The sequence below is a fragment of the Amycolatopsis marina genome, from assembly GCF_900111885.1.
Taxonomy (GTDB): Bacteria; Actinomycetota; Actinomycetes; order Mycobacteriales; family Pseudonocardiaceae; genus Amycolatopsis; species Amycolatopsis marina.
This window is the reverse complement of sequence record NZ_FOKG01000006.1, coordinates 256,477-282,496: the sequence shown is the minus strand read 5'-3', so window position 1 is coordinate 282,496 and position 26,020 is coordinate 256,477. Positions and strand designations below refer to the sequence as shown.

Annotated in this window: 26 protein-coding genes; 19 read left to right on the top strand and 7 right to left on the bottom strand. The window is 69.9% G+C overall.

The genetic code is table 11. From position 1 onward, the window contains the following. Positions 1-69 precede the first annotated feature (69 nt). On the bottom strand, positions 70-2,193 hold the full coding sequence (locus BM199_RS12690) for an elongation factor G-like protein EF-G2 (protein WP_091673096.1): 2,124 nt from the start codon (positions 2,191-2,193) through the stop codon (positions 70-72). Between the two features lie 153 nt (positions 2,194-2,346). Here BM199_RS12690 and BM199_RS12685 point away from each other — a divergent pair, with 153 nt between their 5' ends. Both BM199_RS12685 and pdxS read left to right on the top strand, forming a co-directional pair. Further along, the gene (locus BM199_RS12685) at positions 2,347-3,339 is read left to right on the top strand and encodes an ArsR/SmtB family transcription factor (protein ID WP_091673094.1); all 993 of its coding nucleotides are present in this window, start codon (positions 2,347-2,349) and stop codon (positions 3,337-3,339) included. A gap of 123 nt (positions 3,340-3,462) precedes the next feature. Then, the gene (pdxS, locus tag BM199_RS12680; RefSeq protein WP_091673093.1) at positions 3,463-4,377 is read left to right on the top strand and encodes a pyridoxal 5'-phosphate synthase lyase subunit PdxS; all 915 of its coding nucleotides are present in this window, start codon (positions 3,463-3,465) and stop codon (positions 4,375-4,377) included. 43 nt (positions 4,378-4,420) lie between these two features. On the opposite strand, the gene BM199_RS12675 is transcribed toward pdxS, so the two are convergent. After that, positions 4,421-4,987: a helix-turn-helix domain-containing protein gene (locus BM199_RS12675; RefSeq protein ID WP_091673092.1), complete on the bottom strand. Its 567-nt coding sequence runs from the start codon at positions 4,985-4,987 to the stop codon at positions 4,421-4,423. 67 nt (positions 4,988-5,054) lie between these two features. On the opposite strand from BM199_RS12675, the gene BM199_RS12670 reads away from it, so the two are divergent. Further along, a complete protein-coding gene (locus BM199_RS12670) occupies positions 5,055-5,759 on the top strand; it encodes an AzlC family ABC transporter permease (protein WP_091673091.1) in 705 nt (234 codons plus the stop codon). Then, positions 5,756-6,082 (top strand): AzlD domain-containing protein, encoded by a 327-nt coding sequence (locus BM199_RS12665; RefSeq protein WP_091673089.1) that lies wholly within the window; start codon positions 5,756-5,758, stop codon positions 6,080-6,082. The genes BM199_RS12670 and BM199_RS12665 overlap by 4 nt, the downstream gene beginning before the upstream one ends. A 21-nt stretch (positions 6,083-6,103) precedes the next feature. On the opposite strand, the gene BM199_RS12660 is transcribed toward BM199_RS12665, so the two are convergent. Then, on the bottom strand, positions 6,104-6,580 hold the full coding sequence (locus tag BM199_RS12660; protein ID WP_091673088.1) for an Lrp/AsnC family transcriptional regulator: 477 nt from the start codon (positions 6,578-6,580) through the stop codon (positions 6,104-6,106). A 115-nt stretch (positions 6,581-6,695) separates the two neighbouring features. Between BM199_RS12660 and BM199_RS12655 the strand changes: the two genes are divergently transcribed. The 13 genes from BM199_RS12655 to BM199_RS12595 all read left to right on the top strand — a co-directional run bounded on the left by BM199_RS12655 (position 6,696) and on the right by BM199_RS12595 (position 20,236). After that, the gene (locus BM199_RS12655) at positions 6,696-7,850 is read left to right on the top strand and encodes a trans-sulfuration enzyme family protein (protein ID WP_091673270.1); all 1,155 of its coding nucleotides are present in this window, start codon (positions 6,696-6,698) and stop codon (positions 7,848-7,850) included. Between the two features lie 81 nt (positions 7,851-7,931). Next, positions 7,932-8,552: a pyridoxal 5'-phosphate synthase glutaminase subunit PdxT gene (gene pdxT / locus BM199_RS12650; protein ID WP_091673087.1), complete on the top strand. Its 621-nt coding sequence runs from the start codon at positions 7,932-7,934 to the stop codon at positions 8,550-8,552. Between the two features lie 60 nt (positions 8,553-8,612). Continuing rightward, positions 8,613-9,362 carry a YebC/PmpR family DNA-binding transcriptional regulator gene (locus BM199_RS12645; protein ID WP_091673085.1) on the top strand — a complete coding sequence of 250 codons (750 nt, stop codon included), beginning with the start codon at positions 8,613-8,615 and terminating at the stop codon, positions 9,360-9,362. 120 nt (positions 9,363-9,482) lie between these two features. Then, entirely contained in the window at positions 9,483-10,007 is a 525-nt protein-coding gene (locus tag BM199_RS12640; protein ID WP_091673083.1) for a DUF4262 domain-containing protein, read from the top strand. Between the two features lie 236 nt (positions 10,008-10,243). Further along, positions 10,244-10,846: a crossover junction endodeoxyribonuclease RuvC gene (gene ruvC, locus BM199_RS12635; RefSeq protein WP_091673082.1), complete on the top strand. Its 603-nt coding sequence runs from the start codon at positions 10,244-10,246 to the stop codon at positions 10,844-10,846. Then, complete coding sequence (gene ruvA, locus BM199_RS12630) at positions 10,843-11,454, top strand: Holliday junction branch migration protein RuvA (RefSeq protein ID WP_091673080.1); 612 nt, start codon at positions 10,843-10,845, stop codon at positions 11,452-11,454. Before ruvC ends, ruvA begins: the two co-directional genes overlap by 4 nt. 24 nt (positions 11,455-11,478) lie before the next feature. Further along, complete coding sequence (ruvB, locus tag BM199_RS12625) at positions 11,479-12,573, top strand: Holliday junction branch migration DNA helicase RuvB (RefSeq protein ID WP_091673268.1); 1,095 nt, start codon at positions 11,479-11,481, stop codon at positions 12,571-12,573. A 165-nt stretch (positions 12,574-12,738) separates the two neighbouring features. Continuing rightward, positions 12,739-13,152, top strand: a complete 414-nt coding sequence (yajC, locus tag BM199_RS12620) for a preprotein translocase subunit YajC (RefSeq protein WP_091673078.1) — start codon at positions 12,739-12,741, stop codon at positions 13,150-13,152. Between the two features lie 199 nt (positions 13,153-13,351). Continuing rightward, positions 13,352-15,067, top strand: coding sequence for a protein translocase subunit SecD (secD, locus tag BM199_RS12615; protein WP_091673076.1), 1,716 nt, complete (start codon positions 13,352-13,354; stop codon positions 15,065-15,067). Between the two features lies 1 nt (position 15,068). Beyond that, a complete protein-coding gene (secF, locus tag BM199_RS12610) occupies positions 15,069-16,322 on the top strand; it encodes a protein translocase subunit SecF (protein ID WP_091673075.1) in 1,254 nt (417 codons plus the stop codon). A 5-nt stretch (positions 16,323-16,327) separates the two neighbouring features. Beyond that, the gene (locus BM199_RS12605) at positions 16,328-16,846 is read left to right on the top strand and encodes an adenine phosphoribosyltransferase (RefSeq protein WP_091673073.1); all 519 of its coding nucleotides are present in this window, start codon (positions 16,328-16,330) and stop codon (positions 16,844-16,846) included. A 114-nt stretch (positions 16,847-16,960) separates the two neighbouring features. Continuing rightward, positions 16,961-19,318, top strand: a complete 2,358-nt coding sequence (locus tag BM199_RS12600; protein ID WP_091673267.1) for a RelA/SpoT family protein — start codon at positions 16,961-16,963, stop codon at positions 19,316-19,318. 138 nt (positions 19,319-19,456) lie between these two features. Beyond that, complete coding sequence (locus tag BM199_RS12595; RefSeq protein WP_091673072.1) at positions 19,457-20,236, top strand: enoyl-CoA hydratase/isomerase family protein; 780 nt, start codon at positions 19,457-19,459, stop codon at positions 20,234-20,236. 191 nt (positions 20,237-20,427) lie between these two features. On the opposite strand, the gene BM199_RS12590 is transcribed toward BM199_RS12595, so the two are convergent. Together BM199_RS12590 and BM199_RS12585 are read right to left on the bottom strand one after the other, a co-directional pair. Further along, positions 20,428-21,231 (bottom strand): aminotransferase class IV family protein, encoded by an 804-nt coding sequence (locus tag BM199_RS12590; protein WP_091673070.1) that lies wholly within the window; start codon positions 21,229-21,231, stop codon positions 20,428-20,430. Between the two features lie 30 nt (positions 21,232-21,261). Next, positions 21,262-22,122 (bottom strand): peptidylprolyl isomerase, encoded by an 861-nt coding sequence (locus tag BM199_RS12585; RefSeq protein ID WP_091673265.1) that lies wholly within the window; start codon positions 22,120-22,122, stop codon positions 21,262-21,264. Between the two features lie 307 nt (positions 22,123-22,429). On the opposite strand from BM199_RS12585, the gene BM199_RS12580 reads away from it, so the two are divergent. Together BM199_RS12580 and BM199_RS12575 are read left to right on the top strand one after the other, a co-directional pair. After that, a complete protein-coding gene (locus tag BM199_RS12580; protein ID WP_091673264.1) occupies positions 22,430-23,098 on the top strand; it encodes an MBL fold metallo-hydrolase in 669 nt (222 codons plus the stop codon). Positions 23,099-23,185: 87 nt separating this feature from the next. Beyond that, a complete protein-coding gene (locus BM199_RS12575; RefSeq protein ID WP_091673068.1) occupies positions 23,186-23,857 on the top strand; it encodes a hypothetical protein in 672 nt (223 codons plus the stop codon). Between the two features lie 6 nt (positions 23,858-23,863). Here BM199_RS12575 and BM199_RS12570 read toward each other — a convergent pair whose 3' ends face one another. Continuing rightward, positions 23,864-25,414: a YibE/F family protein gene (locus BM199_RS12570; protein ID WP_425425519.1), complete on the bottom strand. Its 1,551-nt coding sequence runs from the start codon at positions 25,412-25,414 to the stop codon at positions 23,864-23,866. 80 nt (positions 25,415-25,494) lie between these two features. Continuing rightward, positions 25,495-25,893, bottom strand: coding sequence for a pyridoxamine 5'-phosphate oxidase family protein (locus BM199_RS12565; protein ID WP_425425518.1), 399 nt, complete (start codon positions 25,891-25,893; stop codon positions 25,495-25,497). Between the last annotated feature and the right edge of the window lie 127 nt (positions 25,894-26,020).

Sequence of the window (26,020 nt, the reverse complement as noted above, 5' to 3'; positions counted from 1 at the left end):
ATCGCACTTTCCCGGGAAAGTGCGATATGTGCGTGCGCAACTACCGCACATTCCCGGGAAAGTGCGGGCTCACGTCGTGGTGTGTGCCCCGTGGGGGGCGGGGTCGTAGCGCGCGTGGCGTCGGGTGAACGTCGCCGTCCCCGACGTCAGCGACCGCAGGTCGATGGCATAGCGCAGCAGTTCCGTACTGGGCACCTCGGCGCGCACGACGGACTTGCCGCCGTCGTCGGCCTCGGTGCCGAGCACCCTGCCCCTGCGGGCGGAGAGGTCACCGAGCACGGTGCCGAGGTACTCGTCCGGAAGGCACACCGACACTTCGTCCACGGGTTCCAGCACCTGCACCGCCCCGTTCGAGGCCGCGTCCTTGAGCGCGAGTGCCGCCGCGGTCTGGAAGGCGGCATCGGAGGAGTCGACGCTGTGCGCCTTGCCGTCCAGGAGGGTCACCCGGACGTCGATCACCGGATGGCCGTCCTCGTCCAGCCCCTTCGCGAGCTGGGCCCGAACCCCCTTCTCGACGCTCGGGATGAACTGGTGCGGCACCGCGCCGCCGACCACACGGTCGGCGAACTCGATCCCCGTTCCGCGCGGCAGCGGCTCGACCTCGATGTCGCACACCGCGTACTGGCCGTGCCCGCCGGACTGCTTGACGTGCCTGCCGTGGCCGCGGGCGCTGCGGGCGAACGTCGTGCGCAGGCTCGTCCGGACGGGTTCGGTCGCCACGTCGGCCCCGCCCGATCGCAACCGGGACAGCACCACGTCGGCGTGGGCCTCACCCATGCACCACAGCACGAGCTGGTTCGTCTCGGCGTTGCGTTCCAGGCGCAGCGTGGGGTCCCCGGCGACGAGCCGGGCCAGGTTGCGGGCGAGGGCGTCTTCGTCGCTCCGGGTTTTCGCCGCGACGGCGACGGGCAGCAGCGGCTCCGGCATCGGCCACGGGCGCATCAGCAGCGGGCGGTCCGGAGTGGACACCGTGTCCCCCGTCTCCGCCGAACCGATCTTGGTCAGTGCGCACAGATCGCCCGCCACGCAGTGCGGTACCTCGCGCAGCGTCGCGCCCAGCGGGGAGTACAGATGCGCCACACGTTCGTCCGCGTCATGGTCCTCGTGACCGCGTTCGGCCAGCCCGTGCCCCGACACGTGTACCGGTCGTTCCGGGCGCAGGGTTCCGGAGAACACCCTGACGAGCGAGACGCGACCGACGTAGGAGTCGACCGCCGTGCGCACCACCTCGGCCGCGAGCGGTCCTTCCGGGTCGGCGCGCAGCGTGCCCTGCGGCTCGCCGCCGGGGGACGTGACCTCGGGCAGCGTGTGCTCCAGCGGCGAAGGAAACGCCCTGGCGATCCCGTCGAGCACCTCGGCGAGCCCGATGCCGGTCGCCGCGCAGACCGGGATCACCGGATGGAACGAGCCGCGCGCCACCGCCGTCTCCAGATCGGCGATGAGCGTGCTCTCCGCGACGTCCTCGCCCGCGAGGTAGCGCTCCATCAGCGTCTCGTCCTCGCTCTCGGCGATGATCCCCTCGATCAGCTCGTCGCGGGCCGTGCCGAGCCGGTCCAGATCCTCCGGTGCGGGTTCGCGCACCGTCGGCGGGTGCCCTGCGGAGTAGTCGAAGAACCGCTGGGTGATCAGCCCGATCAGCCCCGTGCGGCCCCCGCCCGCGGGCAGGTACAGCGGGAGCACGCCCGCGCCGAACGCCGCCCGGCAGGCGGCGACCTCCGCGTCCGGGTCCGCCCTCGGATGGTCGAGCCGGGACACGACGACGGCGCGCGGCATCCCGACCGAGGCGCACTCCTGCCACAGCGCGACCGTTGCGGCGTCCACGCCCTCACCCGCGCTCACCACGAACAGTGCGGCGTCGGCGGCCCGCAGACCGGCGCGGAGTTCCCCGACGAAGTCGGCGTACCCCGGGGTGTCGATGAGGTTGATCTTGATGTCGCCGTGTACGAGCGGGGCTACCGAGAGCCCCACCGAACGCTGTTGGCGCACAGCGGCGGGATCGTGGTCGCACACGGTCGTCCCGTCCACCACCGAGCCCACCCTGCTCACCGCTCCCGAAGCCGCGAGCAGAGCCTCGGTCAGCGTGGTCTTCCCCGCCCCGGAAGGGCCGACCAGCACGACGTTGCGCACCTTGGCCGGCTCGGTGACGGCGATCGCGTCGGGGGTGTCGCCATTCCTCGGTTGTCTGTCCGCCATGGCGGGCCTCCTCGAACCGTGTCGAGTGTTGTGCCCTCGATCACACACCTCATGCGGGTCTCGGGCAAGGCCGTCCACCCGGCGGCGCGACAACGGATCCGGCCGGCGTCTAGGTTCGCGGTGACCGGTACGGCGAGGTGGCGGGGAGGTGTGATGATCGAACTGCGGTTCTCCGCGCAGGACGTCGCGCTGACCCGCTTCGCGCTCTCCCCGGTCTGGGAGGTGGTGGCCAGCGTCCGGGTCCTCGCCGCACCCGGCGACCATGCCCTGCACCTGCCCTGGGTCAAGCACACCCGATCCGCGCTCGCGGAGACCGGGCTCGACATCGGGATGCTCGCCGACCTCGTCGGCGGACCGGGCCGTGGACTCCCCGGGTTTCTCGCGGCGACCCCGCACTCCCCGGTCGCCGAACTGGCCGAGGAACTCGAACTCCTGCGCGGGGCCGAACCGGAGTATGTCCGTGCGGAGGTGGACCTGCTCGTCCCCGCGTCCCGCCGTTCGGCGGCGGTGGAGTCGTTGTATCGCGATCCGCGGGGCGGCCTGGACCGGCTCGCGCGAATGGCGCGGGACTACTGGGAATTGGCCATCGAGCCGCACTGGCCGCGCATCCGTGCCCTGTGTGAAGGTGACGTGCTGCACCGGGCGCGCCTGCTGGCTGAGTCCGGCGCTGACCGGCTGTGGGGCGACCTCACTCCGGTGCTGCACTGGCGGGACGGCGTGCTCCGGGTGGCACACCGCAGGGTGGATGCGGCGTGGGACCTGGCCGGGCGGGGGCTGGTGCTGGTGCCCTCGGTGTTCGCCTGGCCCGAGGTCTACACCAAGATCGACCCGCACTGGCAGCCCGTGCTGCGGTATCCCCCGAGGGGCATCGCGACGCTGTGGGAGACGGGCGGGGTTCGCGTGCCGGGGGCGCTGGCCGCACTCGTCGGCCGGGGGAGAGCGATCCTGCTCACTCGACTGGACGCGCCGGCGTCCACTACCGAACTCGCCGCACGTACCGGTCTCACCCCGGGAGGGGTGTCCCAGCACCTTGCCGTACTTCGCGCATCCGGCCTGGTCAGCAGCCATCGAGCCGGTCGTAGCGTGCTCTACGTGCGCACCGCTGTGGCCGACGCGCTGGTGGGGCCGGATGCGTTGGAGGAGTGAGTGGCACCCTGAGTGGACTGCTGAGATTGCCGCTTACTGGCCTGGATGAGCGGTCCACGTGAGCCTACGCTGGTGGGTGCACCCGTTCACGTCGAACGGCTTCCCACGTTGAAAGGTCCCGCAGTGTCTGACGCCCAGTTCACCAGTTCCGCCCCGGCCGAGACCGGCACCGCACGCGTCAAGCGCGGTATGGCCGAGATGCTCAAGGGTGGCGTGATCATGGACGTGGTCGACGCCGAGCAGGCGAAGATCGCCGAGGACGCGGGCGCGGTCGCCGTGATGGCGCTCGAGCGGGTGCCCGCCGACATCCGCGCCCAGGGCGGTGTGGCCCGGATGAGCGACCCCGATCTGATCGACGGGATCATCTCCGCGGTCTCCATCCCGGTGATGGCCAAGGCGCGGATCGGGCACTTCGTCGAGGCCCAGGTGCTGCAGTCCCTCGGGGTCGACTACGTCGACGAGTCCGAGGTGCTGACCCCGGCCGACTTCGCCAACCACATCGACAAGTGGGCTTTCACCGTGCCGTTCGTGTGCGGTGCGACCAACCTCGGCGAGGCGCTGCGGCGCATCAACGAGGGTGCGGCGATGATCCGCTCGAAGGGCGAGGCCGGCACCGGCGACGTCTCCAACGCCACCACGCACATGCGCAAGATCCGCGCGGAGCTGCGCAGGCTGTCCTCGCTGCCGGAGGACGAGCTCTACGTGGCCGCCAAGGAGCTGCAGGCGCCCTACGAGCTGGTCAAGGAGGTGGCCGCGAAGGGCAAGCTCCCGGTCGTGCTGTTCACGGCGGGTGGCATCGCCACCCCGGCCGACGCGGCGATGATGATGCAGCTCGGCGCCGAGGGTGTGTTCGTCGGCTCCGGCATCTTCAAGTCCGGCAACCCGGCCCAGCGCGCCGAGGCGATCGTGAAGGCCACGACCTTCCACGACGACCCGGACGTGCTGGCCAAGGTCTCCCGCGGCCTCGGCGAGGCCATGGTCGGCATCAACGTCGACGACGTTCCCGAGCCGCACCGGCTCGCCGAGCGCGGCTGGTAGTCCCGCGCGCACTGCCTGACCGGAATTCGTCGACGAATTCCGGTCAGACGTGTTCGGACACGAGGACCGCCACGGTTCCGGCTTCGAGCGCGTCGAAGACGTGCGGCAGGTCTCCGGGGTAGGCGATGTAGTCACCGGGGGCGAGTTCCACCGGCTCCTCGGTGACGCCCACCCTGGCCCTGCCCGCGCTGAGCACGACGTGCTCGACGACCCCCGGCATGTGCGGGTCCGACTCCCGGGGCGATCCGGGCTCGGCGGAGATCAGGTACAGGTCTCGTCGCGCGTTCGGCGGGCAGGACGCGAGCAGTGTCGCGATGTAGTCCGACCGCTCCGCCGCGAAGGTCGGCCCCTCGCCCCTGCGGATCACCTGTACCCGCGGGCGCGGCGGATCGACCAGGCGGGCGAACGGGACGTCCAGGGCCACGCTGAGCGCCCAGAGGGTTTCCACGCTGGGGTTGCCCGTCGCGGACTCCAGCTGGGACAGCGTGGACTTCGCGATCCCAGCTCTGCGCGCCACTTCGGTCAGCGAGAGGTGGGCCCGGTTGCGCTCACGGCGGAGTGATTCCGCGATCACCGCCAGCGGAGCGCCGCCTCGCGGCGAATCCGTCATCGTTCGCTCCAGAAGTCGTTTTGTTCGCCTTGACGAACACGGCTTGAATTGTTCAGTATAGAAGTCGATGCGTTCGTTATGGAGAACCTTAGACCGCGAGCTGGCCCGCGACATCGGCCTGGTGTGTCTCGCCGACGGAGTCGTCGGGATCTCGTTCGGCGCCATCGCCGTGAGCTCCGGATTCCCGCTGTGGCTGCCGATGCTGCTGTCGTTGCTGGTCTTCGCGGGAGCCGCCCAGTTCATGTTCGTCGGCATCGTGGCCTCCGGTGGCAATCCCGTCGCGGCGGTGCTGGCCGGCCTGCTGGTCAACGCCCGCCATGTGCCCTTCGGGTTCGCGATCGGTGACGTCCTCGGTCGCGGCTGGGCACGGCGGATGCTCGGCAGCCACCTGATGATCGACGAGACCGTCGCGTTCGCGCTCGCCCAGCAGGAGGCCGACCGGCGCAGGGCGGCCTACTGGGTCTGTGGCGCCGCGTTGTTCGTCTGCTGGAACGTCGGGGTCGTGATCGGCGGCATCGGCGGTGCCGCGGTGGCCGATCCCGGGGTGTTCGGTCTGGACGCGGCCTTCCCCGCGGTGCTGCTGGCGCTGCTCCTGCCCTCGTTGCGCGATCCGGCCTCCCGGCGGGCGGCGCTGGCCGGGGTGGCTGTCGCCCTGGCGACGGCGCCGTTCCTGCCCGCGGGCCTGCCGGTGCTGCTCGCCCTCGCCGGGGTGCTGGCCGGGCTCGGCCGGGACGGCGTTTCCCCCGAACCCAAGCAGGAGGCCTCGGCATGATCACCGATCCGGTAGTCCTGGTGGCCTCGACCCTGGTACTCGCGGTCGGCACGTTCGCGTTCCGGGTCGCCGGGCCGTTGCTGCGCGCCAAGGTCGAGATCTCGGACCGGACCCAGCGGCTGGTGGCCGTCTCCGCCGTGGTCCTGCTGGCCGCACTGGTGGCCACCTCGGCGCTGCTGGAGGGCCAGGAGTTCGCCGGTGTCGCCCGCCCGGCCGGCGTTGCCGTCGGCGGCGTGCTGGCCTGGCGCAAGGCACCCTTCGTCCTGGTCGTGATCGCCGCGGCGGGAACGGCCGCCGGACTGCGCCTGCTCGGCGTCCCCTGAGCAGCGGGGCGAGGTATGCGCTCAGCGTCCCGCCGTGAACTCCGGTGTCGGTGGGACCTGCGCCTTCCTGCGGTGTTCGAAGATCAGGTTCGTGTGCAGCTGGGCCACCTCCGGTCTGCTGGTGAACGCGTCCAGCACGAGGCGTTGCAGGTGTGCGGCGTCGCTCACCGCGACGTGCACGAGGAAGTCGTCCGGTCCGGCGACGTGCGACACCGAGATGGTCTCCGGCAACTCGAGCACGTAATCCATGAACGGAAGCACCATCGCCCTGGTGTGCGGCCGGACCCGGACCGCGATCACCGCCTGAAGGGGCCTGCCCAGCGCACTCAGGTCCACCTCGGCGCGGTAACCGGTGATCACCCCGCGATCGCGCAGCGCCCGGTGCCGCACCAGGCAGGTCGACGGGGCCACGTTGACGTGGGCTGCCAGTTCCTTGTTCGGCAGCCGAGCATCGTTCTGCAAGGCGGTCACAATCTCGACATCCACCGCATCGAACATCGTTCTTTCCCCAATCTCCGAACATAGTGCGGCGCCGGTGAGAATTCGCCGTGTTCAGTGCAGGATTTCCTTGTTCCGTCGAACAAGGAGGTTAGCGGTGAGCAGTCTGGACGGCATGCGGACGCGCGCGGTGCACGGCGGCAGGCAGGACCTGGGCGACCTCGGCGTGCACGCACCGCCGATCGACCTGTCCACCACGTACCCGATCCCGGACCACGCACTCGGCGGTGAGGCTCTCGGGGCGTGGGCGGAGGGCGCGGCAGACGCCGCGTCCCCGGTGTACGCCCGCCTGCACAACCCGACCGTGGCCCGCTTCGAACGAGCGCTGGCCGAGCTCGAAGGCACTGACGAGTCCGTCGCGTTCGCCAGTGGCATGGCCGCCGTCACCGCGGTCGTGCAGGCCGCCTGCCTGATGGCGGGCAAGCGGCACGTCGTCGCCGTGCGGCCGCTCTACGGTGGCACGGACCACCTGCTGGTCACCGGGCTGCTCGGCACCGAGACCAGTTACGTGAACGCGGACGAGGTCGCCTCCGCCGTCCGCCCCGACACCGGACTGGTCGTGCTGGAGACCCCGGCCAACCCGAACCTGGAACTCGTCGACATCGCCGAGGTCGTCCGGCAGGCCGGCGACGTGCCGGTGCTGGTGGACAACACCTTCGCCACCCCTGTGCTGCAGAATCCCGCCGCGCAGGGCGCCGCGTACGTGTTGCACTCGGGCACCAAGTACCTGGGCGGGCACGGCGACGTGCTCGGCGGCGTGGTGGCCTGCGCCGCGCGGCTCGCCGCGCCGTTGCGTCAGGTACGCATTCTCACCGGAGCCGTCCTGCACCCGCTCGGCGGATACCTGCTGCACCGTGGGCTCGCGACCCTGCCACTGCGGGTCGAGGCCGCGCAGCGCACCGCGGCGGAACTGGCCGCCCGCCTCGAAGGTCACCCCGCCGTTCTGCGGGTCCGCTACCCCGGGCTCGGTGGCGCCGAGGGCGCCGGTGTGCTCGGCCCGCAGATGCGCGGCACCGGGGCGATGCTGGCCTTCGAGCCCGCCGGGGATCCGCACGCCGTGGTGGGCAAGCTCGGGCTGATCACGCCCGCGGTGAGCCTCGGCTCGGTGGACACGCTGATCGAGCATCCCGCCGCGCTGACCCACCGGCTGGTCGGCGCGGAGGCCAGGGAGGCGAGCGGGGTGCCCGAGTCGCTCCTGCGGCTCTCCGCGGGCCTCGAGGACGTCGACGACCTGTGGAGTGACCTCGACCAGGCACTGCGAGCCGCGTGACGCGAGCGCCCCGCGTCCGTGGTGCCGGGCACCTGCTCGGTATGCTTGACCTGCGCGATCTTTGAGAAGGCAGGTGGCAAGGTGTCCCAGGCGCAGCCGTTGATCGGCGTGCTCGCCCTGCAGGGCGACGTGCGGGAGCACGCCGCCATGCTGGAGCAGGCCGGAGCCAGGGTGCTCCCGGTCCGCCGCTCGACCGAACTGTCCGAAGTGGATGGTTTGGTGCTGCCGGGCGGCGAGTCGACCACGATGTCCCGGCTGCTCGAGTCGTTCGAGTTGCTCGAGCCCCTGCGCGAGCGGATCGGGCAGGGCATGCCGACCTTCGGCTCGTGCGCGGGGATGATCCTGCTCGCCAAACAGGCGCTGGACGGCCGGCCGGATCAGCGCCAGCTCGACGGGTTGGACGTAGTCGTCCGGCGTAACGCGTTCGGCAGGCAGGTGGATTCCTTCGAGGGTGACCTCGAGTTCGACGGCATCGACGGCGGCCCGTTGCACGCGGTTTTCATCCGCGCCCCCTGGGTGGAGAAGACCGGCGACGGGGTCGAGGTGCTTGCCCGGGTGCCGGACACGGCGGGCGCGGGGGACGCGGCCGCTAGGATCGTCGCGGTACGACAGGAGGCGGTGCTCGCCACCGCCTTCCATCCGGAGATCACCGGCGACGAGCGGGTGCACCGGTTGTTCGTGCGCATGGTGCGGGACGCGTAAGACTGTCGGGCCAGGGGGCGAGCATGTCCCGGCCGGACGCATCGACGAGATGGAGGAGAGATGAGCGGCCACTCCAAGTGGGCGACCACGAAGCACAAGAAGGCCGCCATCGATGCCAAGCGGGGCAAGCTGTTCGCGAGGCTGATCAAGAACATCGAGGTTGCCGCGCGAACCGGTGGTGGGGATCCGGAGGGCAACCCCACGCTCTTCGACGCGATCCAGAAGGCGAAGCGGAACTCGGTGCCGCAGGACAACATCGAGCGGGCGCGCAAGCGCGGCGCCGGTGAGGAAGCCGGCGGCGCCGACTGGCAGAACATCACGTACGAGGGCTACGGCCCGAACGGCGTCGCCGTGCTGATCGAGTGTCTGACCGACAACAAGAACCGTGCGGCCAGCGAGGTCAGGACCGCGCTGACCCGGAACAACGGCTCACTGGCCGACCCCGGCTCGGTGGCGTACCTGTTCAACCGCAAGGGCGTGGTCATCATGCCGAAGAACGACCTCGCCGAGGACGACGTGCTGCTGGCCGTGCTCGACGCGGGCGCCGAGGAGGTGAACGACCTCGGGGAGAGCTTCGAGATCGTCTCCGAGGCGACCGACCTGGTGGACGTGCGGACCGCGCTGCAGGAGGCGGGCTACGACTACGAGTCCGCCGATGCCAGCTTCCTTCCCTCGGTCAACGTGCCGTTGGACGCCGAGGGCGCCAAGAAGGTCTTCAAGCTGATCGACGCGCTCGAGGACTGCGACGACGTGCAGAACGTCTACGCGAACTTCGACGTGTCCGACGAGGTGCTGGCCGAGGTCGGCTGAGTTCGGGCGGTGCGCGCGCCGGGAGTTTTGCTTGCCAGGGACGACTTTCCGGTGCCTACCAGCCGAGTTTCGAGCGAAAACCGGCGTGGGCACTGGGCGTATCCGGTTCGATACGGCACAATGTCCGCCGTGACGACGGAAGCCGCTCCTGCCCTCAGTGAAGAAGAACTCCGCGAGTGGATCGTCGCCCAGGGCGAACAGCGGGGAAACGCCGTCATCTCGGTTCCCCGGGACGAGAACGGGTCCGGGTACAGCTTCACCGTGTGCGCGTGGGCGTTGCACGAGGTGCCCGAGGCGGTCGTGGTCGGGCTGCCCGACCATATCGCGCCGGTGTTGCTCGACGCCTATGTCGACCGTGCGGCGGCCGGTGAACGGTTCGAGTGCGGCAAGCTCTACGAGGACTTCTTCGAAGGTGTTCCGCTGACCTTCGAATGGGTCGCCAAGGGGCACTACCCGGAGTTCTTCGGCAGCGCCTTCCTCGTGTACCCGGATGGCGACTTTCCCGCGCTGCAGATCATCGTCGCCACCCCGGACGGGCACTGGCCGTGGGCCGCCGACGCCCCGGATGGTTTCGCCGAATGGCAGCCGGTTCTCACCGTCAGTGGCCGGCCGGAGAGCTGGACCCCGGGAGTCGACGGCCCCTGACCCTCCATATCGGACCTTGCTTCGGCTGTGTCCCGCAGTTTCGCGGGAAGGTGCGAATGGGGGTGATTGGCGACGGGGTCGGGGTACTGCAGAGGTTCCATCCTTGGAATCGCACTTTCCCGGAAAAGTGGCCTCCCGGCGAGTCCTGAACGCCGTGGTGATCCGACGCCGGTAGGCTCCGACCTCGAACTGGTGTTCGGGGTCGGTCCGACTGTTGCGGCGATAGAGGTGGTCAGGTGCGCGTGCTCGGCGTCGATCCGGGGCTCACGCGGTGCGGACTCGGCGTGGTCGACGGCGGCACCGGGCGCTCGGTCGCCTGTGTCGCCGTCGACGTCGTCCGCACCCCTGCCGATGCGGATCTGGCGATACGGCTCCTGCGCATTTCCGAGGCCGTGGAGCACTGGCTCGACACGTACCGGCCGCAGGCCGTCGCCGTCGAGCGGGTGTTCAGCCAGCACAACGTGCGCACCGTGATGGGCACCGCGCAGACCGGCGGCATCGTGGCGCTCGCCGCCGCGCGCCGCGGTCTTCCGGTCGTCTTCCACACCCCCAGTGAGGTCAAGGCCGCGGTGACCGGATCGGGGCGTGCGGACAAGGCTCAGGTCACGATCATGGTGACCCGGCTGCTCAAGCTCGCGCAGGCGCCCACCCCCGCCGACGCGGCCGACGCGCTCGCGCTGGCCATCTGCCACCTGTGGCGGGAGCCGATGCGCGCGCGCATCGCCGAGGCCGAGGCACGGTCCGCCGAGATCGCGCGCAAGCACAAGGCCAGACTGGCCGCGGCGGCGCGGGCAGGCAGGGCGAACACGACAACCAAGAGGACGGGAACGACACGATGATCTCCTCGGTACGGGGCGAGGTGCTCTCCGTGGGGCTGGACCACGTGGTGGTCGAGGTCGGCGGCGTGGGAATGGCGGTTCAGGCCACTCCCGCCACGCTGGCGACCCTGCGCCGCGGCGAGCAGACCCGGCTGCACACCGCGCTCGTGGTCCGGGAGGACTCACTGACGCTGTTCGGCTTCGCCGACGCCGAGGCCAGAGAGCTGTTCGGTCTCCTGCAGACCGTGTCCGGGATCGGCCCCCGCATCGCGCTCGCCGCGCTGGCGGTGCTCGATCCGGACAAACTCCGCAGCGCCCTCGCCGAGGGCAACATCACCGTGCTCACCCAGGTTCCGGGAATCGGGCGCAAGGGCGCCGAGCGGCTGACCCTGGAACTGCGGGACAAGGTCAACGCGGTGGGTGGGGCGGACACCCCGGATGCGGGTGCCACCGGCTCCGGCACCGGCGCCACCGCCGTGCGTACCGAGGTGGTGGAGGCCCTGCTCGGGCTCGGATTCCCGGCGAAACAGGCCGAACAGGCCGTGGAGGGGGTGCTCGCCGAGCACGCGGACGGCACGACGTCCACCGTGCTGCGCGCCGCGCTCACCACCCTCGGGCGCAAGCGATGAGGTCGCGGCGTGCACGATGAGCCGATGACCGAGTTCGAACCGGCCGAGTTCGCGTCCGAGGACGCGCGGGCCGAGGAGGCCCTCTCGGCGCTGCCGCAGACCGGCGACCGTGAGGTCGAGACCACCCTGCGCCCCCGCAAGCTGGGTGAGTTCGTCGGCCAGCCCAGGGTCCGCGAGCAGCTCGAACTGGTACTGGAGAGCGCCAGGATGCGCGGGGTGCCGCCGGACCACGTGCTGCTGTCCGGGCCGCCGGGGCTCGGCAAGACCAGCCTCGCGATGATCATCGCCGCGGAACTGGACGCCGCCATCCGGATCACCTCGGGGCCCGCGCTGGAACGCGCCGGGGACCTCGCGGCGATGCTGTCCAACCTCGTCGAGGGTGACGTGCTCTTCATCGACGAGATCCATCGCATCGCCCGGCCCGCCGAGGAGATGCTGTACCTGGCGATGGAGGACTTCCGCGTCGACGTCGTGGTGGGCAAGGGGCCAGGCGCGACGAGCATCCCGCTGGAGATCGCGCCGTTCACCCTGGTCGGCGCCACCACCAGGTCCGGCGCGCTGACCGGGCCGCTGCGGGACCGGTTCGGCTTCACCGGTCAGATGGAGTTCTACACGGCCGAGGAACTGGAACTCGTGGTGCGTCGCGCCGCGAGCCTGCTCGGCATCCGGATCGAGGACGAGGGCGCGGTGGAGATCGCGCGCAGGTCGCGGGGGACCCCGCGGATCGCCAACCGCCTGCTGCGGCGGGTGCGGGACTACGCGCAGGTGCGTGCGGACGGCGTCGCGACCAGGACCGTGGTCCGGGCCGCGCTCGAGGTGTACGACGTCGACGAGCTCGGCCTCGACCGGCTGGACCGGGCGGTCCTCACAGCACTGGTGCGTTCCTTCGGAGGCGGCCCCGTCGGCGTGTCCACCCTCGCCGTCGCGGTGGGGGAGGAGACCACGACCGTCGAGGAGGTGTGCGAGCCGTACCTGGTCCGCGCCGGTATGCTCGCCCGCACGCCCCGCGGTCGGGTAGCCACCGTGTCCGCGTGGGAGCATCTCGGGCTCACGCCGCCCGCTGGCGGTGTGGCTGACCTGGGGCGGGCCGAACAACTCGGACCGAGCCTTTTCGACTGAGGGTTCCGGTCCCGTGGTGTGATCGGACGGCGGGATTACCACGTCGTGCGCCACACTGCAGCACCGGTGCTGGCTTTCTCAGTGGCACCTGGCACACTCGATAGAGCACATCCACACAAACCGGGCGTGAGGCGAGGCAACGCGGCGTCCGTCGAATGGAGAATTATGGAAGGCCTTTTCCTGCCGCTGCTGCTGATGCTGGTCGTCGCGGTGCCGCTGATCATGGGCACTCGCAAGCAGAAGAGGGCGATGCAGCAGCAGCAGGAGCTGCAGAGCAGCTTGAACGACGGTGACCGCGTGATGACCACCTCGGGCATGTACGCCACGGTCGCCGATGCCAGTGACGAGACGACGATCGATCTTGAGATCGCCGAGGGCGTCGTCACCACGTGGCTGCGCCAGGCGGTGCGCGAGAAGATCGAGCCGGTCGTCGAGAGTGACGTGGACGACGAGAGCGAGGACGGCGACGCTGCCGAGCTGACCGCCGCCGACGCGACCGAGTCGGACTCCGAGACCGACAGCGAGCGGTCCAAGGAGGGTGCGCAGGTCGCGCCCCCGTTGGAGCACGGCAAGAAGTAGGCACCGCTCACGGGTGCACACAGCGTGCTCCGTGGTCGTGGCCGCCCGCCCTGGGCGCCTACCGGGCCCAACGCCGCGTTCACGCAGCACCGAGTACTGTCTCGGTGCTGCGTGTGTGTCGGCGGTCTCATGAGGGCGCGACGGGCACCGGCGCACCGCCCCATCAGCTGAAGATCCAGTTCGAGGAGAACGACCGACCGTGGCACCTCCGGCCGGGCAGATCCGCCCGGGACGCTATCTCGCCTTCTTCGTCCTCATCGTCATCGTGCTCTACGCACTGGTGTTCTTCACCGGCGGTGGCAAGCCGACACCCAAGCTGGGTATCGACCTGCAGGGCGGCACCAGGGTCATCCTGACCGCACGGACACCGGACGGCGCGGAGCCGTCCAGGGAGTCGCTGAACCAGGCCAGGCAGATCATCGAGACCCGAGTCAACGGGATCGGTGTCAGTGGTGCCGAGGTGGTCCTCGACGGGACCAACGTCGTCATCACCGTTCCCGGCGAGGAAGGTGACCAGGCGAAGAACCTGGGCCGGACGGCGAAGCTGCACTTCCGGAAGGTGATTCAGGCGGTTCCGGCCACCCCGCCGCAGGCGGTGCCGCCCGCGGGTGAGAACGCGGGCGAAGGAGCGGGTCAGGAGTCCGGCGCGCCGCCGAGTGGTGAGCAGCAGCCGGAGCAGACCGGCGGAGGTGGTGCGCCTGGCGCGGCGCCACAGCAGGAGCAGCCGGGCGAGGACGACGGTCCGGCCATCGATCAGACCACCGCCGACGAGATCAAGGCGGCCAAGGAGGTCCGGCAGAACTCCGCGCTGGTTCCCGAGAACGCCGACGACCCCGCCGCGGCGGCCGCCGCGCAGCAGGCGCAGCAGGAGGCGCTCGCCGCGCTGCAGTGCACCAGCCAGGACCCGCTGCGCGGAAACGATGATCCGAAGCTGCCACTGGTGGCCTGCAACGAGGACGGCACCGAGAAGTACGTGCTGGGTCCCAGCTTCCTGCCCGGCGAGCAGGTCGAGGACGCCTCATCGGGCTACGACACGCAGCGCGGTGGCAACGTCGTCAACCTGTCCTTCAAGGACGAGGGCACCAAACTCTGGGCCGACTTCACCTCGCAGAACGTCGGGGAAAGGGCCGCCTTCGTCCTGGACACCCGGGTCGTGTCCGCGCCGAACATCCAGGTGGCGATTCTCGACGGCAACACCCAGATCAGCGGGCAGTTCACCCAGTCCGAGGCGAAGCAGCTGGCGGATGTGCTGAAGTACGGCTCGCTGCCGCTGTCGTTCGTCTCCTCCGACGCCACAACGGTATCCGCGACGCTGGGCCTCGCCTCGCTCGAGGCCGGTCTCATCGCAGGCGCCATCGGTATCCTGCTGGTGTTCATCTACTGCCTCTTCTACTACCGGATTCTCGGCGTGCTGACCGTGCTCTCGCTCGCGCTGTCGGCTCTCATCGTCTACTCGGTACTGGTGCTGCTGGGACGCTGGATCGGGTTCACCCTCGACCTCGCGGGCGTCGCCGGATTCATCATCGCGATCGGTATCACCGCCGACTCGTTCGTCGTCTACTTCGAACGACTGAAGGACGAGATGCGGGAGGGCAGAACCTTCCGGTCCGCGGTCTCCCGGGGCTGGATCCGGGCCAGGCGCACGATCCTCGCCTCCGACGCGGTGCTGTTCCTCGCCGCGGCCGTGCTCTACGCACTCGCGGTCGGCGAGGTCCAGGGATTCGCGTTCACCCTGGGCATGTCCACCGTGCTGGACCTGATCGTGGTCTTCCTGGTGACTCACCCATTGGTGGTGCTGGTGTCGAAGTCCAAGCGGCTGTCCAGTCCGAAGCTGTCCGGCCTCGGCGCCGTGCAGCAGATCGGCGCGGGCAAGCGGTCGACCCGCCGTGTCGGCGCGGCCGTGAAGGAGGCGTGACGTGGCTGAGGAGAACGGCACCGGGAGTGACGTGAAGACCGGGCAGAAGACCAGCATTCGCCATCGCCTGTACACCGGCACGGGCGCGTTCGACATCGTCGGCGTGCGCAAGCGGTGGTACATCGTTTTCGGCCTGCTGATCGCGGTGTGCATCGGGTCGATCGGGATCAAGGGCTTCAACCTCGGCATCGAGTTCGAGGGCGGCACCCAGATCCAGATGCCCGCGCAGGGTGCGCAGGGCCCCATCTCCGAGGACGACGCGAAGGAGACCTTCAGCGAGGCGCTCGGCCAGGCGGCCTCCGAGGCGCAGACCGTCGGCGTCGGTGACAACGCGGCGGTGCAGATCCGGTCGAACACTCTGGACGCCGCCGAGGTCGCGCAGGTCAAGCAGGCGCTGTTCGAACAGTTCCAGCCGATCGGGTCCAGTGGCCAACCCAGTGTGGAAGCGATCTCCGACAGCGCGGTGAGTTCGTCGTGGGGCGAGGAGATCTCCGAGAAGGCCCTCATCGCGCTGCTGGTCTTCCTCGTGCTGGTCTCGATCTTCCTGGCGCTGTACTTCGAGCGATGGATGGCGGTGGCCGCGCTCGTCGCGCTCATCCACGACATCGTGGTGACCGCAGGCGTCTACTCGCTGATCGGCTTCGAGGTGACCCCGGCGACCGTGATCGGTCTGCTGACGATCCTCGGTTTCTCCCTGTACGACACCGTCGTCGTGTTCGACAAGGTCAAGGAGAACACCAGGGGACTGCTCGGTCTGACCCGCCGGACCTACGCGGAAGCCGCGAACCTCGCGCTGAACCAGACACTGATGCGCTCCATCAACACCTCGATCATCGCGCTGTTGCCGGTGCTCGGCCTGATGGTCGTCGGCTACGTGTTGCTCGGCGTCGGCACGCTGCAGGATCTGGCGCTGGTGCAGCTGACCGGCATGCTGGCCGGTGTGCTGTCGTCGATCCTGCTGGCCACGCCGCTGCTGGTGGAGCTGAAGACGCGGGAGCCCGCGGTCCGGCAGCAGGCGGAGCGCGTCGCCGCCCGGCGCGCCAACGCGGCGCGCAAGGCCGCGGAGCGGGACGGGTCGGACGACTCCGGTGACGACGACTTCGACGCGGGCGACGACGAGCAACTCGAGGCCGAACTGCGCAAGGAGAAGGCCTACGCGGCGGCGGCGAGTGTGCCCAACAGGACACCCAAGGCCAGCGAGCGCAGGAGCGGTGCCAAGCCGAGCGGGAAGCCCACCGGAAAGCGGAAGCGCTGACAGGGGTGGAACTCGGTGCCGCCCTCGACCTGATCGCCGCGGTCCCGGACTTCCCCGAGCCGGGGGTGCTGTTCCGGGACCTGTCGCCACTGTTCGGCTCGGCTGCGGCGTTCGCCACGGTCGTCGACGCGCTCGGTGACACGCTCGCTCAGGACGTGGATCTGCTGGCGGCCGTGGAGGCGCGCGGGTTCCTGCTGGCGGCCGCGCTCGGCTACGCCAGGGGACTCGGTGTCGCGCTTGTGCGCAAGCCCGGGAAGCTGCCGTCGGTCGACGGCCGGATCGACTACGAGCTGGAGTACGGCACCGAGACACTCGAACTGCCCTCCGCCACCGTCCGCCAGGGACAACGGGTCGCCGTGATCGACGACGTGCTGGCCACCGGTGGCACGGCGGCGGCGGCCTGTGCGCTGCTGCACAAGGTGGGCGCAGTGGTCAGTGGGGTGTCGGTGGTCCTGGAGATCGACGGTCTCGGTGGGCGCGCGCGGCAGCCCGGCGTCCCGGTGCACGCCCTGCGCATGGTCTGACCGAGCGTCCGAGTTCGGCTCCGGGCGCTGCGGTCACCGCCCGTGTCCGCGGTCCCACCTTGCCGGGGGTTACGCTTGGTGTTTCAGACACCGAGGGACCAGCTGGAGGTGCGGGTGAGCCAGGAGCTCGATTCCGGGGCGCCTGCCCAGCCAGAGTCGGACGGGCACGCTGCCACTCCCGCTCGCGTCGCGCAGGTGGGCAGTGCCACCCGCGCACCGTCGGCCACCCGGCGGGTGCGTGCCCGGCTGGCCCGGCGGATCACCGCACAGCGTCCTGCCTCCGTGAAGCAGGTGCTGGAGCCGCTGGTCGCCGTTCACCGCGAGCTGCACCCGAACGCCGATCTGAGCCTGCTGCAACGGGCGTACGACGTGGCCGAGGAGCTGCACCGGGAGCAAAGACGCAAGTCCGGCGACCCCTACATCACCCATCCGCTCGCGGTCGCGACGATCCTGGCCGAGCTCGGGATGGACACCACCACGCTGGTGGCGGCGCTGCTGCACGACACCGTCGAGGACACCGGCTACTCGCTGGACAAGCTCAAGGCCGACTTCGGGGACAAGGTCGGAGAACTCGTCGACGGGGTCACCAAGCTGGACAAGGTCAAGCTGGGGACCGCGGCCGAGGCGGAGACCATCCGCAAGATGGTGATCGCGATGGCCAGGGACCCAAGGGTCCTGGTGATCAAGCTCGCCGACCGGTTGCACAACATGCGCACCATGCGCTTCCTGCCGCCGGAGAAGCAGGCGCGCAAGGCGAAGGAAACCCTGGAGGTGCTCGCCCCGCTGGCCCACCGGCTTGGCATGGCCACGGTCAAGTGGGAGTTGGAGGACCTGGCCTTCGCGATCCTGCAGCCGAAGAAGTACGACGAGATCGTCCGGCTGGTCGCGGACAGGGCCCCCTCGCGGGACACTTACCTGCGCTGGGTCATCGGCGAGCTGAACACCCAGCTCGGCGGCTCCCGGATCACGGCGAAGGTCGAGGGCAGGCCGAAGCACTACTACTCGATCCACCAGAAGATGATCGTCCGCGGACGCGACCTCGACGACATCCACGACCTGGTCGGTGTCCGCATCCTCGTCGAGGACCTGCGCGACTGCTACGCCGCCATGGGTGTCGTGCACGCCTTGTGGCAGCCGATGCCGGGCCGGTTCAAGGACTACATCGCCCAACCGCGTTTCGGTGTCTACCAATCGCTGCACACAACCGTCATCGGGCCGGACGGCAAACCGCTCGAGGTGCAGATCCGCACGCACGAGATGCATCGCACCGCGGAGTACGGGATCGCCGCGCACTGGCGGTACAAGGAGAGCAGGGGCACCCACGGCCACAATCCGGCCAACGCCGTCGACGTCGACGAGATGGCCTGGATGCGCCAGCTGCTCGACTGGCAGCGGGAGGCGGCCGATCCGGGTGAGTTCCTCGAGTCGCTGCGGTACGAGCTGGCGAGCAGGGAGATCTTCGTCTTCACCCCGAAGGGCGACGTGATCACCCTGCCGGTGGATTCCACACCCGTCGACTTCGCCTACGCCGTGCACACCGAGGTCGGGCACCGCTGCATCGGCGCGCGGGTCAACGGCAGGCTGGTCGCGCTGGAGCGCAAGCTGGAGAACGGCGAGGTCGTCGAGGTCTTCACGTCGAAGGCCGAGGGCGCGGGCCCGTCCAGGGACTGGCTGTCCTTTGCCGGGTCGCCGAAGGCGCGGGCGAAGATCCGCCAGTGGTTCGCCAAGGAGCGCAGGGACGAGGCGATCGAGGCGGGCAAGGAGGCCATCACCAAGGAGGTCCGCAAGGTCGGCCTTCCCCTGCAGCGCCTGGTGTCGGCGAACTCGATGGGCGCGCTCGCCGCGGAACTGCGCTACCCCGACATCAGTTCGCTCTACGCGGCGGTCGGGGAGGGCCACACCAGCGCGAAGCACGTGGTGCAGCGCCTGGTGGCTCTGATCGGCGGTGTCGAGGAGGCCGAGGAGGAGCTGGCGGAACGCTCCACCCCGTCCACCGTCAGCCGCCGTCGCGGTTCCGGTGACGTCGGAGTGGTCGTCAAGGGCGCCGGCGACGTGTGGGCCAAGCTGGCACGCTGCTGCACCCCGGTGCCGGGCGACGACATCCTCGGCTTCGTCACCAGGGGCGGTGGAGTCAGTGTGCACCGGACCGACTGCACCAACGCCGAGGACCTGCACACCCAGCCCGAGCGGCTGGTCGAGGTGGAGTGGGCGCCATCGGAGTCCTCGGTGTTCCTGGTGGCCATCCAGGTGGAGGCGCTCGACCGGCACCGGCTGCTGTCCGACGTCACCAAGGTGCTCGCCGACGAGAAGGTGAACATCCTGTCCGCCTCGGTCACCACGTCCAGGGACCGGGTGGCCGTGAGCCGCTTCTCGTTCGAGATGGGCGACCCCAAGCACCTCGGTCACGTGCTCAAGATCGTGCGCAACGTCGAAGGCGTGTACGACGTGTACCGGGTCACGTCCGCGTCCTGACAGTGTTCCCGGAGAGCGTCAGAGAATTGAGCTGACTTGCGGCAGCGAGTGGAAGAACGCGGAGACGCTCCGCGCCGCTGGTGTGACAGAGTCGATCGTGTCGCCGTTTCAGACAGCCGTGCCCGTACTGTGCCAGGCATGACCGAAGGGCTCGAATTCGTCCGGGACGGCGAGATCGCCAGGCTGACCTTCGCCCGCCCGGAGAAGATGAATGCGATCACGCACGGCATGTGGTCGGCGATCGCGGAGATCGTCACCGAGGTCGAGGCCGACCGTGGCCTCACGGCGCTGGTCATCACCGGCGCCGGGGCGAACTTCTCGGCAGGCGCGGACATCAGTGAGTTCCGGGATCTGCGTTCGTCGGCCGAGGGTGCCGCGACCTACGACAAGGCCGTGCACGCCGCCGTCGCCGCGCTGAGCGGGATGCGCAAGCCCAGCATCGCGATGATCCAGGGCAACTGCATCGGTGGTGGCTGCCAGGTCGCGGTGGCCTGCGACTTCCGTTTCGCCGAGGAGGGTTCCCGTTTCGGCATCACCCCGGCGAAACTGGGGATCGTCTATGACTTCATTTCGACCCGCCAGCTGGTCTCGCTCGTCGGTCCCGCCCATGCGCGGTACTTCCTGTTGTCCGGGCAGTTGGTCGACTCTGCGAGGGCCAGGGAGATCGGCCTGGTCAACGATGTCGTCGCCGGCGGGACGCTGGAGGCGTTCACCCTGGATTTCGCGGCGACTCTGAACTCTCGCTCACAGACCTCGATCCGGGGAATGAACCGGATCATCGAGAAGATCCAGTCGGGGCAGTCCGAGAGCGACCAGGAGATCGAGCAGATCCGTGCGGACGCCATCCACGGTGCGGACTACGCCGAGGGCGTCGCCGCCTTCCTCGAGCGGCGCAAAGCGGCCTTCACCTATCGCTGAGTCCTGTTCTCAGACGCTGTGTCAGTGCTTGTTTGAGAACCCGTGACGCGATCCCGTCGCCAGGGCGCTGTTCCTGGGGTACAGCTGATGTTCGTGCTGATCGGCGCCCTGCCGCCGAGATCGCGTGCCTTCGGCCTGGCGGGTTCGGGTAGAGCGATTCGAGTCTGTGAGTCCTGTTCTCAGACGCTCCGTCAGATGACGTCGAACGGGTTGGTCTCGTAGGCCTCGGTCAGCAGCGCGGTGAGGTCCGGGTCGACCGTGCAGGTGGCGTCGTCGATCCCGGCGATCGGCCTGCCAGGGGTGCCCGAGTTGCAGAGAAACGCCGACCGTTGCCCGATCGCCTCGGCCAGCGGGAGCGGCCGGGTCTGCGACCGCACGCCGAGCCGCTCCAGCCCGCGCCGCAGCAGTTGCTGGGTGATGCCGTCCAGCATCGGCGCCTGCGGCCAGAGCACGGCGCTGCCGTCGAAGAAGCCCGCGTTCCAGACCGAGGCCTCCGACACCAGCCCCTCGCGGCCCGCCGTCGTGGTGACGAACAGGGCGTCGTCGAAACCGGCCAGCTTGGCGGCACGGGAGTGGTGGATCAGCCCGAACGTGCCGACGTGTTTGATCTCGGGTGACTCCCGCTCGTACGGGACCGAGCGCAGCCGCAGGGCGCGACCACCGGGTTCACTCGGCGCCCGCAGCGTGACCAGGACATCCGGCACGACGGGCACGGTCGGGTCCGGCCACGGGGTGAGCGCGACGATGCTCACTCTGGCCGTCACCGCGGTCTCGCCCGCCACCGCGTGGCGCAGGTACTCCCGCACCAGCGCGGTGTCCAGCTCGGCGCCGAACAGGGCCGGCGTGCTGTCGGCGAGCCGACGCAGGTGCTCGTCCAGCCCGCGCACCGCGCCGTCGCGCACCTGCATCGAGGTGAAGTGGCCGTAGTTGACCACCGCGGGCGTCGCGAGTTGTTCCGCGGTCGCAGGCCGGCCGTTGACCTCAGCGCGGTACATGCCCTCGGTTCACCGTTCCCGGACGCGCTGTCAGGAGCCGATCACGACGTCGGTGAACTCCACCGGGGTCTTCGGCGGGCCGGTGCCGTCGCCGAGCGACGAGGGCTGCGAGTCGTCGATGCCGTCCTTCGCCACCTTGTCCAGCACCTCGAGGCCCGCGTCGGAAATGCTGCCGAACACCGTGTAGTCCGGCGGCAGGCCAGCCGCGTCGCCGTAGACCATGAAGAACTGGCTGCCGCCGCTGTTCGGGGTCTGCTTCTTGGCCATGGCGAGCACGCCGCGGCCGTAGCTCAGCTCCGGGAAGGCCTCGTCGGGGATGGTGTAGCCGGGACCGCCGGAGCCGTCGCCGTTCGGGTCGCCGCACTGCAGCATCTGCAGGCCCTGGGTGCCGAGCCGGTGGCAGGAGGTGCCCGAGTAGTAGCCCTGTTCGGCCAGGCTGACGAAGCTCTGCACCGTGCAGGGCGCGAGCGCGCGGTCCAGGGTCAGCGGGATGTCCCCCGCTGTCGTCTTGATCGTGGCATCGACGGTGCCGGTGGACGAGACGTCCTTGCCGGAAGGCGCCTTCGCCTCCTTCGCGGCGGGTTCGGAATCCTTGGGGAACTCGCAGCTCACGGGGTCGGCAAGCGGCTTGGGCCGTTCGGGCATGGGCGCCCGTTCGGTCGGGATCTCGACCGGCGGTTTCTCGCTGGCGGAGGTCTCGGGCGGCTGCGCGGCGGCGTCGTCACCGCTCCTGGTCGCCAGGTAGACGACGAGACCGGCGACGATCACCACGGCGCCGACGGTGACGCCGACGCCGACGATCTTGCGCCGTTTCGCTCGCTCCGCGCGCCGAGCGAGCTGTCGCTCGAGCTTGCGCTTCGCGGCCTCACGGCGCTGCTGGTTGGTCGCCACCGTGCCCTCCCGGATTCCCTCGATGTCCTCGGACGTTCTCGACGTCATGGCTTCACTCGCCGACGGGCCGCACCGCGTCCGGTCCATGTCGTCGCACGTTGCCAGTGGACCTGGCGAGCCGATCGCGGTGTCACCCGGCTGGGGTTCGAGCAGTCTATTGGCATCCCCTGTGAGGACCCGGTACAGGGGCGGTGTCGGCCACCTCACCGCGGGCGCGATGTGTCCGGCACGGGTGCGAGTGGCGCGCCTGGATGCCCGCTAGGGTGAAGCAACTGACGCCGGGTGACTACTCGAGGGAGGCTTGCTGGTGCTCGTCATCGGATTCCCATCCGGTGCCTTTCAGGCCAACTGTTACCTGGTCGCCCTTGGCGCCGGTGGGCAGTGCGTGATCGTGGATCCGGGTGAGGGAGCCGTTCCGGCGATCCGGGAGGCACTGCACGAGCACCGGTTGACGCCTGCGGGAGTCCTCGCGACGCACGGGCATCTCGACCACATCTGGTCGGCGGCGGAGGTGGCGGATGCCCACGGTGTCGCGGTCTGGATTCACCGCGCGGACCGGCGACTGCTCGCCGACCCGTTCGCCGGCATCGGCCCCGAGTTGGCACAGGTCTTCGGTGACTCGGTGCCGTCGGCCGAGCCCGAGCGGGTCGCGGAGTTCGACGAGGCGCCGGTGGAACTCGCCGGCCTGCGCGTCGAGGTCGACCACTGTCCCGGCCACACACCCGGATCCGTCCTGTTCCGGCTGGTGACGCCCGAGGGCGGCAGACTGGTGCTCACCGGGGACACGCTTTTCGCCGGCGGTGTCGGGCGGACGGATCTGCCCGGCGGCGACCAGGCGGCGCTCGAGTTGTCCCTGCGCACACGCATTCTCCCGCTGGACGATGAGACCGTCGTCCTGCCGGGGCACGGCCCGAGCAGCACGATCGGCCGGGAAAGGGCGGGCAATCCGTTCCTCATGGGGGCGCGGGCGGGGTGACCGATCGCGCGGAAACGCGTTGTTCCCCCGACAGGTTCAGGTCGACGGCCCGGCAATCCGGGCGAAGTGAGGCAGGTCCAGGAGCAGATGAACGAATCCACGAGCGAGCCGTCGGGGCCGACACCCCCGGCGGAGTCCGAGCGGCTCCCGCTGCACGGCGACAACGCGCAGGCGCGCCGCCGTCGCGGTTGTTCGGGCCTGGTCGGCGTGGCGATCTTCGCCGCCGCCTCGGGGGGCATCGTGGGACTGATCGGTGGACAGGTTGCGGGCCTCGTGGCCGCCGCCGTGATCGCGCTCCCGCTGCTGTACGTCGTGCTGTTCAACCTGCGTAGGCAGGTGTGGCTGGAGGGCAAGTCCGTGCTCGTCCGGACCTGGCGGGTCCGGCGGATCGATCTCGTCGCGGCGCAGCGTCTCGACCTGCTGGTCACCGACGTCCGGGGCACCCGCACGGTGGCGCTGTTGGTCAACGCGGGCCAGCGGGGCAAGGTCGTGAAGCTAGATCTCGCCGTGTACTCCGGCACCGGCGGCAGGGAACTCGGCGTGCTGGTGCTGCGCAGGCTCGCCGACGCGCTGGCCAACAACGTCGAGGCCAACGGGATGGTGTTCGCCGAACTGCTGATCGCGCAGCTGCGTTCGGAAGCGCGTGGGGACGCCGCGCCCGACCGGCCTCTCTACCGGCTGGCGTCGGCCGCCCCGTCGGGCAAGCTCGCCCAGCGCTTCACGATGGAGGCGGTCAGCAGGTTCGTGGCGAGCCTGTAGCTCGATTCAGGCCGGATCGGACGCCGGCTGCTGTTCGCCGCTCACGGGCATTTTCTCCCTGGTCGCGATCAGTGCGGCCAGCATCGTGGTGATGGGCACCGCGGCGATGATGCCGATGCTGCCCGCGAGGGTGCGGACGATCTCCTGTGCGATGTCCTGCGCGCCCAGCACCGGCGCTAATCCGACGCCGGACAGCGACGACACCAGCAGGACCGGCAGCGCGGCCCCCGCATAAGCCATCACCAGTGTGTTGACCGCGGAGCCCACGTGGTCCCTGCCGATCCGCAGCCCGGCGCCGTAGAGCTCGCGGGAGGTCAGGGCCGGATTGGCCCTGCGCAGTTCCCACACCGCGCTGGTCTGGGTGACCGTGACGTCGTCGAGCACACCGAGTGCGCCGATGACGACGCCGGCCAGCAGCAGGCCCCGCGCGTCGATGCCGTGCCCGAGGGACGCGATCAGCACCGAGGTGTCCTCGTCGAGGCCGGTGAGGTTCGCCATGGCGGAGAAGATCGCCGAGATGACGCCGATGAGGGCGAGGCTGACCATCGTGCCCAGCACGGCGACCGACGTACGGGCGGAGAGCCCATGGGTCAGGTAGAGCGCGACGAACATGATCAGGCCGGAGCCCGCGATCGCGACCAGCAGGGGATTCGCACCCGCCAGCACCGAGGGGAGGATGAAGAAGACGATCACCAGGAAACTGAGGCCGAGCGCGACGAGCGCGGCGAGACCACGCCACCGGCCGAGCGCGATCACCGCGATCGCGAACAGCGCGGCCAGCAGGGTGAGCGGAAGTCCGCGCTGGAAGTCGCGGATCTGGTACGAGTCCGGGTCGGCCGGGTCGTCGCCGAAGAACGACAGCACCACCTCGTCACCCACCGCGAACTGCGGGGTGCTCGGTTCGATCGGCATGACCTTGCGGATGACCTGTCCGGCCGCTTCGCCTTCGGTCATTCGGATGTCGATGGTGAGGCACTGGTCGGCCTGACCTGCGGGAGGTTCACCGACCTGCACCTGGCCGGGTGCGAGGCACCCGCCGCCCGCCGTGGCGGTCACCTCGCCCGCGACGGGGGTACCGGAGGTCAGGGCGCTTTCCGGTTCGGGTGCGCCCCACGGGTAGAGCAGGGCGACGCCGGCAACGGTCGCGATGGCGACCGGGACGAGCAGGGCGATCAGCAGGTTGCGCACGCGGCGGGAGACGGGCTGGGCCGGGCCGTGGCCATGTCCATGCCCGTGGCCGTGACCGGTTTCGATGGGCGCTGGGGGAGCGGCGGGCGCGGCTGGGGTGTCGTTGCGCGCCGGCGCCTGCCGTTCGGGCCGCTGTGCGCGTCGCGTTCGCTGCGGCCGTGGTGGCTGTGCCGTCTGTGGCTGCGACGACTGCGGGGCCGGTGATGGTTGATCTGCCTGCCGGGGCCGGTCCCGCCGATCGGGGCCGCGGCGGTTCGCGGGGGACGTGCGGTGCCCGGGACGGCCGTCGCCCACGCGATCGGGGGCCGGGGGGACACGGCGGATCGGGCCGGTGTCGTCGTCGGCGGGGTCGGTCGTGTCGCGGGGCACGGGGCCATCTTGTCTACCGGATATCGGTTCACGTCGTGCGGGTGCCGGATTCACCGATGGAGCGGCGGTATCCGGAACGGTCAAACGGCGTAGCTGAGGTCCGTGGCCGTGAGGGAGTCCGGGCACAGCCGGAGCCAGGCGGTCCCCGCTTCCTCCGGATCGTCGTAGAGATAGCGGCGGAACCGCTCATCCCACCGCGTCTCGTCGCTGCCGAGGTAGCGGACGAGCTTCCGCCGCCCCCGCGCCGTGTCGAAGGGCAGAATTTCCGCCTGACCTCGTGCGATGACCTGTCGAACGATGCCCGTGCCGAGGTCGCAGTCATCGACCACGAGCGCGATCGCGGGGTCAGCACGCACGTGCGCAGGCAGTCTCGCCCACGGGCCGGTCGGGACCCAGAACGCGTCGTCCTCCCAGAGGAACCAGGTCGGCCGCACAGTGGGCCCGTTCGTCGCGATCCGGCTGACGAGCGGCCGTGCCAAGAACGCAGCTACGTCAAAGTCAATCCGTGCCAACCTGATCACCCTCTCGGCACGCAGTGTCCAACCTCTGCCGCGGTGGAGGTCAACACCTCGCCCGCGACGGAACGGAGGAAAGGGAACTGTCGGA

Excerpts from the sequence above, each read along its gene's own strand:
- BM199_RS12670 (WP_091673091.1), top strand. The coding sequence starts at position 5,055 with ATGCGTTCGTTATGGAGAACCTTAGACCGCGAGCTGGCCCGCGACATC.
- BM199_RS12675 (WP_091673092.1), bottom strand. The coding sequence starts at position 4,987 with ATGACGGATTCGCCGCGAGGCGGCGCTCCGCTGGCGGTGATCGCGGAA.
- BM199_RS12660 (WP_091673088.1), bottom strand. The coding sequence starts at position 6,580 with ATGTTCGATGCGGTGGATGTCGAGATTGTGACCGCCTTGCAGAACGAT.
- ruvB (WP_091673268.1), top strand. The coding sequence starts at position 11,479 with ATGACCGAGTTCGAACCGGCCGAGTTCGCGTCCGAGGACGCGCGGGCC.
- BM199_RS12595 (WP_091673072.1), top strand. The coding sequence starts at position 19,457 with ATGACCGAAGGGCTCGAATTCGTCCGGGACGGCGAGATCGCCAGGCTG.
- BM199_RS12590 (WP_091673070.1), bottom strand. The coding sequence starts at position 21,231 with ATGTACCGCGCTGAGGTCAACGGCCGGCCTGCGACCGCGGAACAACTC.
- BM199_RS12640 (WP_091673083.1), top strand. The coding sequence starts at position 9,483 with ATGTCCGCCGTGACGACGGAAGCCGCTCCTGCCCTCAGTGAAGAAGAA.
- BM199_RS12665 (WP_091673089.1), top strand. The coding sequence starts at position 5,756 with ATGATCACCGATCCGGTAGTCCTGGTGGCCTCGACCCTGGTACTCGCG.
- BM199_RS12645 (WP_091673085.1), top strand. The coding sequence starts at position 8,613 with ATGAGCGGCCACTCCAAGTGGGCGACCACGAAGCACAAGAAGGCCGCC.
- yajC (WP_091673078.1), top strand. The coding sequence starts at position 12,739 with ATGGAAGGCCTTTTCCTGCCGCTGCTGCTGATGCTGGTCGTCGCGGTG.
- ruvA (WP_091673080.1), top strand. The coding sequence starts at position 10,843 with ATGATCTCCTCGGTACGGGGCGAGGTGCTCTCCGTGGGGCTGGACCAC.
- BM199_RS12690 (WP_091673096.1), bottom strand. The coding sequence starts at position 2,193 with ATGGCGGACAGACAACCGAGGAATGGCGACACCCCCGACGCGATCGCC.
- BM199_RS12575 (WP_091673068.1), top strand. The coding sequence starts at position 23,186 with ATGAACGAATCCACGAGCGAGCCGTCGGGGCCGACACCCCCGGCGGAG.
- BM199_RS12655 (WP_091673270.1), top strand. The coding sequence starts at position 6,696 with ATGCGGACGCGCGCGGTGCACGGCGGCAGGCAGGACCTGGGCGACCTC.
- BM199_RS12685 (WP_091673094.1), top strand. The coding sequence starts at position 2,347 with ATGATCGAACTGCGGTTCTCCGCGCAGGACGTCGCGCTGACCCGCTTC.